Origin of the sequence: Streptomyces torulosus (assembly GCF_001419765.1) — a bacterium.
Lineage (GTDB): Bacteria > Actinomycetota > Actinomycetes > Streptomycetales > Streptomycetaceae > Streptomyces > Streptomyces torulosus.
Genome location: NZ_LIRK01000130.1, coordinates 1 through 14,275, shown reverse-complemented (window position 1 = coordinate 14,275; position 14,275 = coordinate 1). Strand labels below are relative to the sequence as shown.

At 71.0% G+C, this 14,275-nt stretch carries 10 protein-coding genes; 7 read left to right on the top strand and 3 right to left on the bottom strand.

The features are described 5' to 3' along the window. Positions 1 to 68: 68 nt before the first annotated feature. On the bottom strand, positions 69 to 1,163 hold the full coding sequence (gene ssd, locus AOK23_RS10175; protein ID WP_055712422.1) for a septum site-determining protein Ssd: 1,095 nt from the start codon (positions 1,161 to 1,163) through the stop codon (positions 69 to 71). Positions 1,164 to 1,772: 609 nt separating this feature from the next. Between ssd and AOK23_RS10170 the strand changes: the two genes are divergently transcribed. After that, positions 1,773 to 2,597, top strand: coding sequence for an HAD family hydrolase (locus AOK23_RS10170; protein WP_055712420.1), 825 nt, complete (start codon positions 1,773 to 1,775; stop codon positions 2,595 to 2,597). 346 nt (positions 2,598 to 2,943) lie between these two features. On the opposite strand, the gene AOK23_RS10165 is transcribed toward AOK23_RS10170, so the two are convergent. Next, complete coding sequence (locus AOK23_RS10165; protein WP_055712419.1) at positions 2,944 to 3,777, bottom strand: Fic family protein; 834 nt, start codon at positions 3,775 to 3,777, stop codon at positions 2,944 to 2,946. A gap of 99 nt (positions 3,778 to 3,876) precedes the next feature. On the opposite strand from AOK23_RS10165, the gene AOK23_RS10160 reads away from it, so the two are divergent. Beyond that, positions 3,877 to 4,857 carry an ATP-binding protein gene (locus tag AOK23_RS10160; protein WP_055712421.1) on the top strand — a complete coding sequence of 327 codons (981 nt, stop codon included), beginning with the start codon at positions 3,877 to 3,879 and terminating at the stop codon, positions 4,855 to 4,857. Between the two features lie 21 nt (positions 4,858 to 4,878). Here AOK23_RS10160 and AOK23_RS10155 read toward each other — a convergent pair whose 3' ends face one another. After that, complete coding sequence (locus tag AOK23_RS10155) at positions 4,879 to 6,207, bottom strand: polysaccharide deacetylase family protein (protein ID WP_055712418.1); 1,329 nt, start codon at positions 6,205 to 6,207, stop codon at positions 4,879 to 4,881. 292 nt (positions 6,208 to 6,499) lie between these two features. On the opposite strand from AOK23_RS10155, the gene AOK23_RS10150 reads away from it, so the two are divergent. From AOK23_RS10150 to AOK23_RS10130, 5 genes are all read left to right on the top strand, one after another. Beyond that, positions 6,500 to 8,872, top strand: coding sequence for a SulP family inorganic anion transporter (locus AOK23_RS10150; RefSeq protein WP_055712417.1), 2,373 nt, complete (start codon positions 6,500 to 6,502; stop codon positions 8,870 to 8,872). Between the two features lie 169 nt (positions 8,873 to 9,041). Next, positions 9,042 to 10,997, top strand: coding sequence for an acetate--CoA ligase (acs, locus tag AOK23_RS10145; RefSeq protein ID WP_055712416.1), 1,956 nt, complete (start codon positions 9,042 to 9,044; stop codon positions 10,995 to 10,997). A gap of 214 nt (positions 10,998 to 11,211) precedes the next feature. Beyond that, positions 11,212 to 12,615, top strand: a complete 1,404-nt coding sequence (gene nhaA / locus AOK23_RS10140) for a Na+/H+ antiporter NhaA (RefSeq protein ID WP_055712415.1) — start codon at positions 11,212 to 11,214, stop codon at positions 12,613 to 12,615. A 112-nt stretch (positions 12,616 to 12,727) separates the two neighbouring features. Then, positions 12,728 to 13,207 (top strand): phage holin family protein, encoded by a 480-nt coding sequence (locus AOK23_RS10135; RefSeq protein ID WP_055712414.1) that lies wholly within the window; start codon positions 12,728 to 12,730, stop codon positions 13,205 to 13,207. After that, positions 13,204 to 14,160, top strand: a complete 957-nt coding sequence (locus tag AOK23_RS10130) for an alpha/beta fold hydrolase (RefSeq protein ID WP_055712413.1) — start codon at positions 13,204 to 13,206, stop codon at positions 14,158 to 14,160. The genes AOK23_RS10135 and AOK23_RS10130 overlap by 4 nt, the downstream gene beginning before the upstream one ends. Positions 14,161 to 14,275: the final 115 nt, after the last annotated feature.

The following is a 14,275-nucleotide window of genomic DNA, read 5'->3' as shown; positions in this document are numbered from 1 at the left end:
GCCCTTCCGACAGCCATCCCGATCCACTCGACCGCCCCAGCCCCTCCGGCGGCCGTCCCGTCCCCCGTTCACGCCGCCTCGCTCCCCACGGCCACCCGCTCCCAGAAGCCCTCGCAGAAGCGGGCCAGGGGGCCGCGGGCGATGCCTCCCGGTGGTTTCGCGGCGTCGTGGAGGTCCGGCTCGGCGGGGACCTCGCCGGCGAGTGGCAGGCCGAGGAGGCGGGCGATGTCCTGGTCGTCCAGGCCCGGCGCGTACGGGCCCCGGACCGCCACGCGCAGGTCGCGCAGGACCATGCCGAAGGCGGAGGCGACCCGGGAGGCGGCCGCGACGGCACGCAGCTCGGCGGGGACCACCAGCAGGCCGATGTCGATCTGGGCGAGGGCCTCGGCGACGCCTTCGTCGATGCGGCGCGGCAGGTCGACGACGACCGCCCCGCCGCGCCGACGGCCGGCGGCGAGGACCGCGCGCACGGCCTGGGGCGGGACGGCGACGGCGTCGCCCCGGTCCCAGCTGAGGACCCGCAGGGAGTGCAGTTCGGGAAGGGACTCCTCCAGGGCGCCGCCGCCGACCCTGCCGCGCGAGGCCGCGAACGCGGGCCAGCGCAGCCCTTCGGCGTTCTCCCCGCCGAGCAGCACGTCGAGTCCGCCGCCCAGCGGATCGGCGTCCACCAGGAGGGTGCGCCTGCCCTGCCGCGCCGAGGTCACGGCGAGCGCGCAGGCCAGGGTGGACGCCCCGGCGCCGCCGCGCCCTCCGATCACACCGACGGTGAGCGCGGGCCTGCCGACCCCTTCGGCGACGTCGGCGATGCGGTCGACGAGCCATTGCTCGCCGTCGGGCAGCATCAGCACATGGTCGGCGCCGATCTGCACGGCACGCTGCCAGACCCCGGAGTCGTCCTGGTCCTTCCCGATGAGCACGACCCCGCGTCGGCGGACGGCCCCGCGCAGACGCCGCGCCGCATCGTCGCCGACGAGTACGAGCGGTGCCGCCTCCCAGCGGCCCCGGCCCTCCGGCACGCCGTGGTGGACCTCCGGTCTGGCGCCGGCGGCCGCGCACAGGCGCAGCAGGTCGTCCAGGAGGTCCACGTCCTCGGTGACGATCAGCGGCCTGCCCTGCCGCCCGTCGCCGGCGGACCGCCGGTCGTCGGTGATGGCTCCCGCCATGATCTCCATCCCCCTTCGCCGCGTCCGGGAACGGTGTGCGGGGCCGCGCCTCGGCGCTCTCCGGCCCCGCCCGTGTCCCGGACGGCCGTGTTCAAGTCCTGTGTGAAGTGCCGGCCGTCGGCCGCCGAATGGGCGGTCGGCGAAAACCGCCGACGACGCCCGAGAAGCCGAACCGGCAAGGAACTCGCCGCCGTCGGACGCGTTGGAATCACGGTGCAGCGATCCCGGAAATCGTGTGGATCTTGGTCGAAAACTGTGGACGACCCGACCGTTGTGAATATCGCCGCCACCCGAACAGGCGAGGCCCGCACGACCCTCACAGCGCAGCACGACGGCTACGCAAAGTGACGATTCCTATGGGAGGACAGAGAAATGCCCACGAGGGCACAGGGCGGCCTCGCGGGCGGGAGAAGAGGAGGGAAAAAGTATCCGGACATGCGACGACCCCCGCCGGGGGGGAGAGCGGGGGTCGTCCCCACGGCCGACTCGGGGGGGGAGGAGTCGGGCCGGGTTAGCACGGTCGCGAACGATCCGTGACTTCCATGGTGTACCCGAGAGCCTTCTCAGGCAAACCCACGCGCCCCACACTAGCCCGAATGGCGGGCGCATATGCTCAGCCCCGTGGAAAACCACTCCTTGCCCCGCACAGCGGCCTTCTTTGACCTGGACAAGACGGTCATTGCGAAGTCGAGCACGCTCACGTTCAGCAAGTCGTTCTACCACGGCGGCCTGATCAACCGCAGGGCCGCCCTGCGGACGGCATACACCCAGTTCGTGTTCCTCGCGGGCGGCGCCGACCACGACCAGATGGAGCGGATGCGGAAGTACCTCTCCGCGCTGTGCCGGGGCTGGAACGTCCAACAAGTGAAGGACATAGTCGCCGAGACCCTTCACGATCTGATCGACCCGATCATCTACGACGAGGCCGCCTCCCTCATCGAGGAGCATCACACCGCCGGGCGGGACGTCGTGATCGTCTCCACGTCCGGCGCCGAGGTCGTCGAGCCGATCGGCGAGCTGCTCGGCGCGGACCGCGTGGTGGCTACCCGGATGGTCGTCGGCGACGACGGCTGCTTCACCGGCGAGGTGGAGTACTACGCGTACGGCCCGACCAAGGCCGAGGCGATCCGGGAGCTGGCCGAGTCGGAGGAGTACGACCTGGCGCACTGCTACGCGTACAGCGACTCGGCGACGGACCTGCCGATGCTGGAGGCCGTGGGGCACCCGCACGCGGTCAACCCGGACCGGACGCTCCGCAGGGAGGCCCTCGCGCGCGGGTGGCCGATTCTGGACTTCCACCGCCCGGTGCGACTGAAGCAGCGGTTCGCCGTCCGGCCCCGGCCCGCCCTGCTCGCGGCGGCGGCCATAGGTGCGGCGGCGGCCACCGCGGGGCTCGTCTGGTACGCGAGTCGACGCCGGGTGGCGACCGCCTGACCCACGCCGGATGACCAGGGCGGATTCACCCTCTTTGAAGGCAAAAGTAAAGAAGCACAGCGAGGGGTTCCGCTTGCTCCGGTCCTGGAGTAGAAAGGATTCAAGGCCCGCGAGACCAAAGGACGTCCGAGAGGATCACCTTTAATAACTCATTTTGGCCCCACGGACCTAGCATGAACACTGGGCACCCACGCGACGTCGACCCGTCGATTACGGGCCAGCCGCACCAGGTGACGGGCACAAGTTCCCGACCTGATGGGCACATATCGAGGACGCTTGGTAACCCGGTGGACATGCCAGCGGCGGTACGAATTCTCGTACCGCCGCAACTTATTTCCGGCGGTTTCTACGCCGCTCCGCGCTGCAGTGCCTCACACACCGCCGTCGACTCGCGCGCACCCAGTTCGATCGCCCTGCCGCAGTGGGCGATCCAGGCGGCCATTCCCTCCGGGGTGCCGGACACATAGCCGTCCAGGGCGGCGAGATAGGCGGCGCGGCCGAGTTCCGCGTGACCGACCTCCGCCGGGCAGACCGACTTGGGGTCGAGGCCGCTGCCGATCAGGACGATCCGCTCGGCCGCTCGCGCGACGAGGCCGTTGTGGAAGCCGAAGGGCCGCACAGCGACCAACTCACCGTGCACGACGGCCGCCGTGACCAGGGCGGGCGCCGCACTGCCCCGGATGATCAGCTCGGCGAGGCCGTCGAGACGGCCGGAGACCTCCGCCGCGCTCGGCAACGGCAGCTCCACGAGGGGCTCGTCGACGGGTTCGCCGTCCTGGCGGGGACGCCCCACGCGCGCGTGGTCCTCGCCGGCCGCCACCAGATGCAGCCGGGCCAGCACCCGCAGGGGCGACTGCCGCCAGATGGACAGCAGTTGGCCGGCCTCGGCGGTCAACCGCAGCGCGGCGCCCACGGTGCGTGCCTCGCCGTCGCCCCCCTGCCCGCTGAAGTCGCTGCGCCGTCGCACCTCTTCGAGCGCCCAGTCGGCGCCGGACAGCGCGGCTGAGCCGCGCGCGCCGCGCAGGGCGGCCTCGGAGGTGACCGCGTTGCTGCGCCGCCGCATGACTCGGTGGCCGTAGACCCGGTCCACGGCCTTGCGTACGGACTCCACGGACCCGGCCACGCCGGGAAGCTCGGCGAGGGCCGCGAGCGGATCGGCGGTCGCACCTGTCGTACTCATGAGTACGACCCTACGCGCCTCTGCCGCCGACCCCTCGAAGGAGTGGTCTTCCCTACGGTCGACACACCGTTGGCGATCATCCGACTACCGTTGGTGAACATGAAAATTGCTTTCGTCGGGAAGGGCGGGAGTGGCAAGACCACACTGTCCTCCCTGTTCATCCGCCATCTCGCCGCCTCCGGAGCCCCGGTCGTCGCCATCGACGCGGACATCAACCAGCATCTGGGGACCGCTCTGGGGCTGGACGAGTCGGAGGCCGCGGAGCTTCCGGCGATGGGCGAGCGGCTCTCGCTGATCAAGAACCATCTCCGCGGCTCCAACCCGCGGATCACCTCCGCCGAGACGATGATCAAGACGACGCCGCCCGGCGAGGGCTCCCGGCTGGTGCGGATCTGCGACCCCAACCCGATCTACGACGCCTGCGCCCGGCCGGTGGAACTCGACGGCGGGGCCGTCCGTTTGATGGTCACCGGCCCCTTCACCGACTCCGACCTGGGGGTCGCCTGCTACCACTCCAAGACGGGAGCGGTGGAGCTGTTCCTGAACCACCTGGTGGACGGCCGCGACGAGTATGTGGTGGTCGACATGACGGCCGGTTCGGACTCCTTCGCGTCCGGCATGTTCACCCGCTTCGACATGACGTTCCTCGTCGCCGAGCCGACCCGGAGGGGGGTCGCCGTCTACCGCCAGTACAAGGAGTACGCCAGTGACTACGGCGTCGCCCTGAAGGTCATCGGCAACAAGGTGCGGGGCGACGACGACCTCGACTTCCTCCGCGCCGAGATCGGGGACGACCTGCTGGTCACCGTCGGCCACTCGGACTGGGTGCGCGCCCTGGAGAAGGGCCGCCCGCCCCGCTTCGAGCACCTGGAGGAATCCAACCGCCGCGCGCTGCACGCCCTGCACGAGGCGGCGGACGCCACGTACGAGTTGCGCGACTGGGACCGCTACACCCGTCAGATGGTGCACTTCCATCTGAAGAACGCGAGCGGTTGGGGCAATGAGCGGACCGGGGCCGACCTGGCGTCGCAGATCGACCCCGACTTCGTCCTCGGCGAGCAGCTCGCGGCCGCGGTCTGACCCACGACCCGCGGCCGTCCGCTACTTCGACCGGCCCGCCCGGGCACCCGGGGCGCCCTTGGGGGCCGGCGCCGGTCCACTCGCCAAAAACGCGTCCCAGCCCTCCTCCGGGGACCGGCCGACACCGAGGGTGCGCAGCTTGTCCAGGACCTCCGGGTCCTGGGCGTCGAGCCAGTCGACGAGCTGCCGGAAGGAGACGCAGCGCACGTCCGGCTTGCCGCAGACGGTCTTGATGGTCTCCTCGACGGCACGCATGTAGACGCCGCCGTTCCAGGACTCGAAGTGGTTGCCGATGATCAGGGGCGCGCGGTTGCCCGCGTAGGCGCGTTCGAAGCCCGCGAGCAGCCCGTCCCGGAACTGGTCGCCCCAGTACTGCCGCTCGGCCGCGGAGCCCGCACGGGCACCGGACTGGTTGACGTAGAAGTTGTAGTCCATGGTGAGCGTCTCGAAGGCGCGGCCGGGCATCGGGACCAGTTGCATCGACAGGTCCCACAGGCCGTCCTTCTTCTCGGGCCAGACCTGGTCCCTCACGCCGCTGGTGTCGTAGCGGAAGCCCAGTTCGCGGGCGGCCCGCATGAAGTTGGTCTGGCCCTCCAGACAGGGGGTGCGGGCGCCGATCAGCTCCCTGTCGTAGTCGAAGGGCAGCGGTTCGGCCTTGCCGGTGCCCGTGTTGGTCTTCCATGCCTTCACGAACGACTTGGCCTGGGCGATCTCGCTCTTCCAGTCCTCGACCGACCATTCGCCGACCCCGCCGCCCTTGCCGCAGAAATGGCCGTTGAAGTGGGTCCCGATCTCGTTGCCCTCCAGCCAGGCCCCGCGCAGCTGTTCCACGGTGTCCTTGATCCCGCGGACATCGTTGAAGCCGATGTCGGAGCGGCCCGGCGAGTGCTGGGGCGGGCGGTAGAGGTCCCGCTTCTCCTCCGGGAGCATGTACACGCCGCTCAGGAAGTACGTCATGGTCGCGTTGTTGGCGCGGGCCACCTCGCGGAAGTGTGAGAAGAGGCGCTGGCTGTCCTCGCCGGCTCCGTCCCAGGAGAAGACGACGAACTGCGGGGGCTTCTGACCGGGCTTCAACCGTGCGGGCCTGGGCAGATGCGGCTGCGTGCCGGTGTACGCGGTGGACCCGTCGCCGATGAGCCGCACCGCGGCCTTGGGCGGGGCGGGAGCGCCCCCCTCCGCTCGGGGCGCCGCCTCCTTGCCACCGCGCGCGCCCTGCATGCCTTCCTTCCCGGTGTTGTTCGCGCCGGCCGAACCGGCGGCGCCCGTGTCGCCGGAGCCACAGCCGGCGAGCGCCGCGGCGCAGGTCGCGGCGAGTGTCACACCGACGGCGATCCTCTGGGTGACGGCCATCTTCCGCCCACCTTCTTCCTTTGCTCAGGGGCAGAGGGGCCAAGATCACACAGAGTGTCGATCAAATTAATATGACAAGCCGAAGAAAGGCATGATTCATCCCCCTGGGTGATCCGATCACCCATTTGCCATGAATGTCCTTGCGTGACCTTTACTCTGCATTACGATTCATTTACTGAGCGTTGAGAAATCCCGCCGCTGTACGCCGTGACCCACGGCCGCGACCCGCCCCCCGCCCAAGCGGGGGGACCACCTGTTCCGCGACCGCGCAGCCCCGGAGGAGACGGGAAACATGTCCGCCTGCGTCCCCACCCACGCCCCCGACTCCAGCCCGCATCGGGCGGAGTCCGAGCACCAACCACACAGCCCGCCCGAAGGACCCCGCCGGTTCCGGGTCGCGGGCGCCGATGTGTCCGCGTCCATCGCGGTCTTCCTGATCGCCCTCCCCCTGTCCCTGGGCATCGCCCTGGCCACCGGCGCACCCCTCCAGGCCGGCCTCGTCGCCGCCGCCGTAGGGGGCCTCGTCGCCGGACGCCTCGGCGGCTCACCACTCCAGGTCAGCGGCCCGGCCGCCGGTCTGACCGTCGTCACCGCCGACCTCATCCACCAGTACGGCTGGCGCACCACCTGCGCCGTCACCGTGCTCGCCGGGCTCTCCCAACTCGGCCTGGCGCAGCTGCGCGTGGCCCGCTCGGCGCTCGCCGTGAGCCCTGCGATCGTGCACGGCATGCTCGCCGGCATCGGTGTCACCATCGCCGTCGCCCAGCTGCACATCGTGCTCGGCGGCACCCCACAGAGCGCCGTCCTCGACAACGTCGGCGCGCTGCCCGCCCAGTTGGCGCATCTGCATCCCGCCGCCGTCTCCATGAGCGCGCTCACCCTCGCCCTGCTCTTCGCCTGGCCTCGGCTCCCCGGCCCCGTCGGCCGGCGGCTGCGCAGCGTCCCCGCCGCCCTCGTCGCCGTCGCGGGCGCCACGGCGGCCGCCGCGCTCGCCGGACTCAGCCTGCCCAAGGTCGAACTGCCGTCCTGGCGCAGCCACGCCCTGGCCGGGCTGCCCGAAGGCCCCGTGCTCGGCCTGGTCGCCGCCGTCCTCACCACGACCCTGGTGTGCAGCGTGCAGTCGCTGCTCGGTGCCGTCGCCATGGACAAGCTGGCGGCGGGCCGGACCGACGTACGGCGCTCGGACCTCGACCGCGAGCTGCGCGGTCAGGGCGCGGCCAACGTCATCTCCGGAGCCCTCGGGGGCCTGCCCATCGCCGGCGTCGCCGTCCGCAGCACGGCCAACGTCCGCGCCGGCGCCGTCAGCCGGAACTCCACGATGCTGCACGGCGTGTGGGTGGTTGCGGCCGCGCTGTTCCTGGTCCCCGCGCTGGAGTTGATCCCCCTCGCGTCGCTCGCCGCGCTGGTGATGGCCGTCGGGCTCCAGATGGTGTCCCTGCACCACATCCGCACGGTCACCCGCCACCGAGAGGTGCTCGTCTACGCGGCCACGACCCTCGGGGTCGTCCTCCTCGGGGTGCTGGAAGGCGTCGCGCTCGGCATCGCCGTGGCCGTCGGCGTGGCCCTGCACCGTCTCACCCGCACCCGCATCACCCACGAGCAGAAGGACGGGGTCCACTACGTCCATGTCCGGGGGCAGTTGACGTTCCTCGCCGTGCCCCGGCTCAGCCGTGCCCTGCACCAGGTCCCGCAGGGGGCCGAGACGGTGGTGGAGCTGGACGGGTCGTTCATGGACCACGCGGCGTACGAGTCCCTCCAGGACTGGCAGCACGCCCACCGCGCGCGCGGGGGCTCCGTGGAGATCACCGGACGCGCCGGGACCCGAATCGCCGAACCCGCGGGCACCTCCGCGGCCGGCTGCCGCTGCCGGCCCTGGACGGCATGGCGCAACCACCAGTGCGCGACCCCGGCATCCACCCCCGCCGGCAGCCCGGCCGAGGAGCCGGCCGAAGGGCCGAGCAGCCATCAACTGGCCCGCGGGATCAGCGCGTTCCAGACCAACACCGCTCCCCTGGTACGCCGCGAGCTGGCGCGGCTCGCCCGGGAGGGCCAGCAGCCCTCGCAGCTCTTCCTCACCTGCGCCGACTCCCGGCTCGTCACCTCGATGATCACGTCCAGCGGCCCCGGCGACCTCTTCGTCGTACGCAATGTCGGCAATCTGGTGCCCATGCCGGGCGAGGAGAGCGCCGACGACTCGGTGGCGGCGGCCATCGAGTACGCGGTGGAGGTGTTGAAGGTGAGGTCCATCACCGTCTGCGGGCACTCCGGCTGCGGTGCGATGCAGGCCCTGCTCACCACCGACGCCCGCGGCTCCCAGACCCCCCTCAGACGATGGCTGCGGCACGGCCTGCCCAGCCTGGAGCGGGCCACCGACAAGAACCGGCCCTGGGCGCGTATCGCCGGACGCGAGCCGGCCGACGCGGTCGAGCAGCTGTGCCTGACCAACGTCATCCAGCAGTTGACGCATCTGCGGGCGCACGAGTGCGTCGAGCGCGCCCTGCGCGAGGGCACCCTCGAACTGCACGGGATGTACTTCCACGTGGGCGAGGCCCAGGCCTACCTGCTCACGGAGGACGCCCCGGACAGCGGCGTCTTCGACCGAGTGGCCGGAACGACGGGAGAGGCGGGGCCGAAGGGGACGGTTCTGCACGACACGCGCGTCTGAACCGTTTCTCCCGCCGGTCCGTGACAACGGGTGGCCCCACGTGCGTGGGGCCACCCGCCCACAGGTCTAAACCAATCCCGGGAAGGCCCTTGTCATGGGGGGTCCGGGTCTGATGAGCTGTGGCCTGGGACACAACGGTCGCCCGGCAAAGCACCGCGAGGGAGATGTCGTGAGCAACGAAAGCCTGGCCAACCTCTTGAAGGAGGAGCGACGCTTCGCGCCGCCCGGTGACCTGGCGGCGAACGCCAACGTCACGGCAGAGGCGTACGAACAGGCCAAGGCTGACAGGCTCGGTTTCTGGGCATCTCAGGCCCGGCGGCTGACCTGGGCCAAGGAGCCGACCGAGACCCTGGACTGGTCGAACCCGCCGTTCGCCAAGTGGTTCAAGGACGGCGAGCTCAACGTCGCGTACAACTGCGTCGACCGCCATGTCGAGGCCGGCCACGGCGACCGGGTCGCCATCCACTTCGAGGGCGAGCCCGGGGACAGCCGGGCCATCACCTACGCCGAGCTCAAGGACGAGGTGAGCAAGGCGGCGAACGCCCTGCTGGAGCTGGGCGTTCAGGCCGGTGACCGGGTCGCCGTCTACATGCCGATGATCCCCGAGACCGCCGTGGCGATGCTCGCGTGCGCCCGCATCGGCGCCGCGCACTCCGTCGTCTTCGGCGGCTTCTCCGCGGACGCGCTCGCGACCCGTATCCAGGACGCCGACGCCAAGGTGGTCATCACCGCCGACGGCGGCTACCGGCGCGGCAAGCCCTCCGCGCTCAAGCCGGCCGTGGACGACGCGGTCGCCAAGGCGGGCACCATCGAGCACGTCCTCGTCGTCCGCCGCACCGGCCAGGACGTCGCCTGGACCGACGGCCGCGACGTGTGGTGGCACGACATCGTCGACCGGCAGTCCGCCGAGCACACCCCGCAGGCGTTCGGGGCCGAGCACCCGCTGTTCATCCTGTACACGTCGGGCACCACCGGTAAGCCGAAGGGCATCCTGCACACCTCCGGCGGCTACCTCACCCAGACGGCGTACACGCACCACGCCGTCTTCGACCTCAAGCCGGAGACGGACGTGTACTGGTGCACGGCCGACGTCGGCTGGGTCACCGGCCACTCGTACATCGTCTACGGACCGTTGGCGAACGGCGCGAGCCAGGTCATGTACGAGGGCACGCCCGACACCCCGCACCAGGGGCGCTTCTGGGAGATCGTGCAGAAGTACGGCGTGACCATCCTGTACACGGCGCCCACGGCCATCCGTACGTTCATGAAGTGGGGCGACGACATCCCCGCGAAGTTCGACCTCGGCAGCCTGCGTGTGCTGGGCTCGGTGGGCGAGCCGATCAACCCCGAGGCGTGGATCTGGTACCGCAAGCACATCGGTGCGGACCGGACGCCCATCGTGGACACCTGGTGGCAGACCGAGACCGGCGCGATGATGATCTCCCCGCTGCCGGGCGTCACCGAGACCAAGCCGGGCTCCGCGCAGCGGCCGCTGCCGGGCATCGCCGCGACCGTCGTCGACGACGAGGCGAACGAGGTGCCCAACGGCGGTGGCGGCTATCTGGTGCTCACCGAGCCGTGGCCGTCGATGCTGCGCACCATCTGGGGCGACGACCAGCGGTTCCTCGACACGTACTGGTCGCGGTTCGAGGGCAAGTACTTCGCCGGTGACGGGGCGAAGAAGGACGACGACGGGGACATCTGGCTCCTCGGCCGCGTCGACGACGTCATGCTGGTCTCCGGCCACAACATCTCCACCACCGAGGTGGAGTCCGCGCTCGTCTCGCACCCGTCCGTCGCGGAGGCGGCCGTGGTCGGCGCCGCCGACGAGACCACCGGGCAGGCCATCGTCGCCTTCGTCATCCTGCGCGGCACGGCGGCCGAGACCGAGACCCTGGTCGGCGAGCTGCGCGACCATGTCGGCGCGACGCTCGGCCCGATCGCCAAGCCCAAGCGGATCCTGCCGGTGGCGGAGCTGCCGAAGACCCGCTCCGGCAAGATCATGCGGCGCCTGCTGCGTGACGTGGCGGAGAACCGTCAGCTCGGCGACGTCACCACGCTCACGGACTCCACGGTCATGGACCTCATCCAGACCAAGCTGCCGGCGGCGCCCAGCGAGGACTGAGATCGCGTTCATCGAGGGCTGAACCCGCACAGGGGCGGTGGCCGGGTGGCCGCCGCCCCGTCGAGGGCCGACGATGAGGTACGTCCTGAGGGGCACCCGGTGATCGACGCACCAGGTGCCCCGAGCTGTGCCCTTAGGTAGACTAAACAATCAGGTGTGCCGGGAAGTCTGGTCGGCGAGCGTTCCGTCCTGCCCTCGACCGGAGGTCCCCGCCGTGGCCGCATCCCGCCCCACCCCCGCCCGGAAGGTCCTCGACCGGCTCTCCCTGCCCGAGCGGACCTACGTGGCGGACGCGCTGCGCACGGAGACCGTCGGCGGTGTGCTGCTGCTCCTCGCCGCCGTCACCGCGCTGATCTGGGCGAACGTCCCCGCCCTGCACGACAGTTACGAGAGCGTCAGCGACTTCCACTTCGGTCCCGAGGCCCTCGGCCTGAACCTCTCGGCCGCCCACTGGGCCGCCGACGGACTCCTCGCGATCTTCTTCTTCGTCGCCGGCATCGAACTCAAGCGCGAGCTCGTCGCCGGTGACCTCCGGGACCCCAAGGCGGCCGTACTGCCCGTGGTCGCCGCCCTGTGCGGCATGGCCGTACCGGCGCTCGTCTACACCCTCACCAACGTCGGCGGCGGCGGATCGCTCGCCGGCTGGGCCGTGCCCACGGCCACCGACATCGCGTTCGCGCTCGCCGTGCTGGCCGTCATCGGAACCTCACTGCCCTCCGCGCTGCGCGCGTTCCTGCTCACCCTCGCCGTCGTCGACGACCTCTTCGCGATCCTGATCATCGCGATCTTCTTCACCGACGGCCTCGACTTCGCCGCGCTCGGCGGCGCCTTCGCGGGCCTCGCCCTCTTCTGGCTGCTGCTCAGGAAGGGGGTGCGCGGGTGGTACGTGTACGTTCCGCTCGCTGTCGTCGTCTGGGGGCTGATGTACAACAGCGGCGTCCACGCCACCATCGCCGGGGTCGCGATGGGCCTGATGCTGCGCTGCACCCGGAACGAGGGGGAGGAGCACTCCCCCGGCGAGCGCGTCGAGCACCTCGTGCGCCCCCTCTCGGCGGGGCTGGCCGTGCCGCTGTTCGCCCTGTTCAGCGCGGGTGTCACCGTGTCGGGCGGGGCGCTGGGGAAGGTGTTCACCCAGCCGGAGACGCTCGGTGTGGTGCTCGGGCTGGTCATCGGCAAGGCGGTCGGGATCTTCGGCGGGACCTGGCTGACCGCCCGTTTCACCCGGGCCTCCCTCTCCGAGGACCTGGTCTGGCCGGACGTCCTCGCCGTCTCCTCCCTCGCCGGGATCGGCTTCACCGTGTCGCTGCTCATCGGTGAACTCGCCTTCGAGGGCGACCCTGCGCTCACCGACGGCGTCAAGGCGGCCGTGCTCACGGGGTCGCTCATCGCAGCGCTCCTCGCGACCGTCCTGTTGAAGCTGCGCAACGCGAAGTACCAGGCACTGTGGGCGGAGGAGCACCGCGACGAGGACCTCGACGGCATCCCCGACATCTACGAACAGGACGACCCGGCGTACCACCTGCGCATGGCCGAGATCTACGAACGCAAGGCCGCCGAGCACCGCAGGCTTGCCGAAGTGGCGGGCGGGGCAAGCGACGGGGACGACGGTCCGGCATGATCTGACAGGACCGTACAAAACGCAGGGCGCCCCCGGCACCGTACGACGCGGCCTTCGAGCCGAGGCCCGTACGGGGCGGGGGCGCTTCCGGACGCAGATGAGGGAGACCCCGATGAGCGCACCCGACGGCAGCCCGGTCGGTGCCGAACGCAGTGTCGGCCAGCTGTTCGCCTCGGCGACGGCCGAGATGTCCGCACTGGTGCACGACGAGATCGCGCTGGCGAAGGCCCAGCTCAGGCAGGACGTCAAGCGCGGTCTGGTCGGCGGCGGGGCGTTCACGGCGGCCGGCGCGGTGCTGATCTTCTCCCTGCCGATGCTCAGCTTCGCACTGGCGTACGGCATCCGCACCTGGAGCGACTGGAACCTGGCGATCTGCTTCCTGCTGTCGTTCGCGGCGAACGTGGTGGTCGCCGTCGTCCTGGCGCTCATCGGTGTCGCCTTCTCGAAGAAGGCCAAGAAGGGGCAGGGCCCGCAGAAGGTCGCCGCGTCCATGAAGCAGACCGCCGGAGTGCTCCAGAACGCCAAGCCGCACCCCCGCCGGCCCGGCCGGACCGACGGCGGCGTCGAGGCTGTGGCACGCTCGTCCTCATGACGGACCCCGCCACCTCAGCCGCCTCCGGCCAGCCCGCCTCGGTCGTACGACTCGACGTGCCCGGCGCGAAAGAGGTGATCCACCGGGACGTGGCCGCCAACGGCGCCCGCTTCCACATCGCCGAAGTCGGCGACGGACCGCTGGTGATGCTGCTGCACGGCTTCCCGCAGTTCTGGTGGACCTGGCGGCACCAGCTGGTCGCGCTCGCCGACGCCGGGTTCCGCGCCGTCGCCATGGACCTGCGCGGCGTCGGCGGCAGCGACCGAACGCCCCGCGGCTACGACCCGGCCAACCTCGCCCTGGACATCACGGGCGTCGTCCGGTCCCTCGGTGAGCCCGACGCCGCGCTGGTCGGGCACGACCTCGGCGGTTATCTGGCATGGACGGCGGCCGTGATGCGGCCCAAGCTCGTGCGGCGGCTCGCGGTCTCCTCGATGCCGCACCCGAGACGCTGGCGCTCGGCGATGCTGTCGGACGTCAAGCAGACCGCCGCCGGGTCCTACATCTGGGGCTTCCAACGGCCCTGGATCCCCGAGCGGCAGCTGACCGCGGACGACGGCGCCCTGGTCGGCCGGCTGATCCGGGAGTGGTCGGGGCCCCGGCTGCCCGACGACGAGGCCGTGGAGGCGTACCGGCGGGCGATCTGCATCCCGTCGACCGCGCACTGCTCGATCGAGCCGTACCGGTGGATGGTGCGCTCCCTCGCCCGCCCCGACGGCATCCAGTTCAACCGGCGCATGAAGCGGCCGGTGCGCGTGCCGACACTCCATCTGCACGGTTCACTCGACCCGGTGATGCGCACGCGCAGCGCGGCGGGGTCCGGGGAGTACGTCGAAGCCCCCTACCGCTGGCGGCTGTTCGACGGGCTCGGGCACTTCCCGCACGAGGAGGACCCGGTGGCGTTCTCGTCGGAACTCATCAACTGGCTGAAGGACCCCGAACCCGACCGCTGAGCCCGCCCACTGAGCCCGCCCCACCAGCCGAACGTGAACACCTGTTCCACGGACAGCCACTTGCCCGGCGCATAGGCCGATTGGGGGGCGCGGGGGAGGTTACTGACCTTGGGGC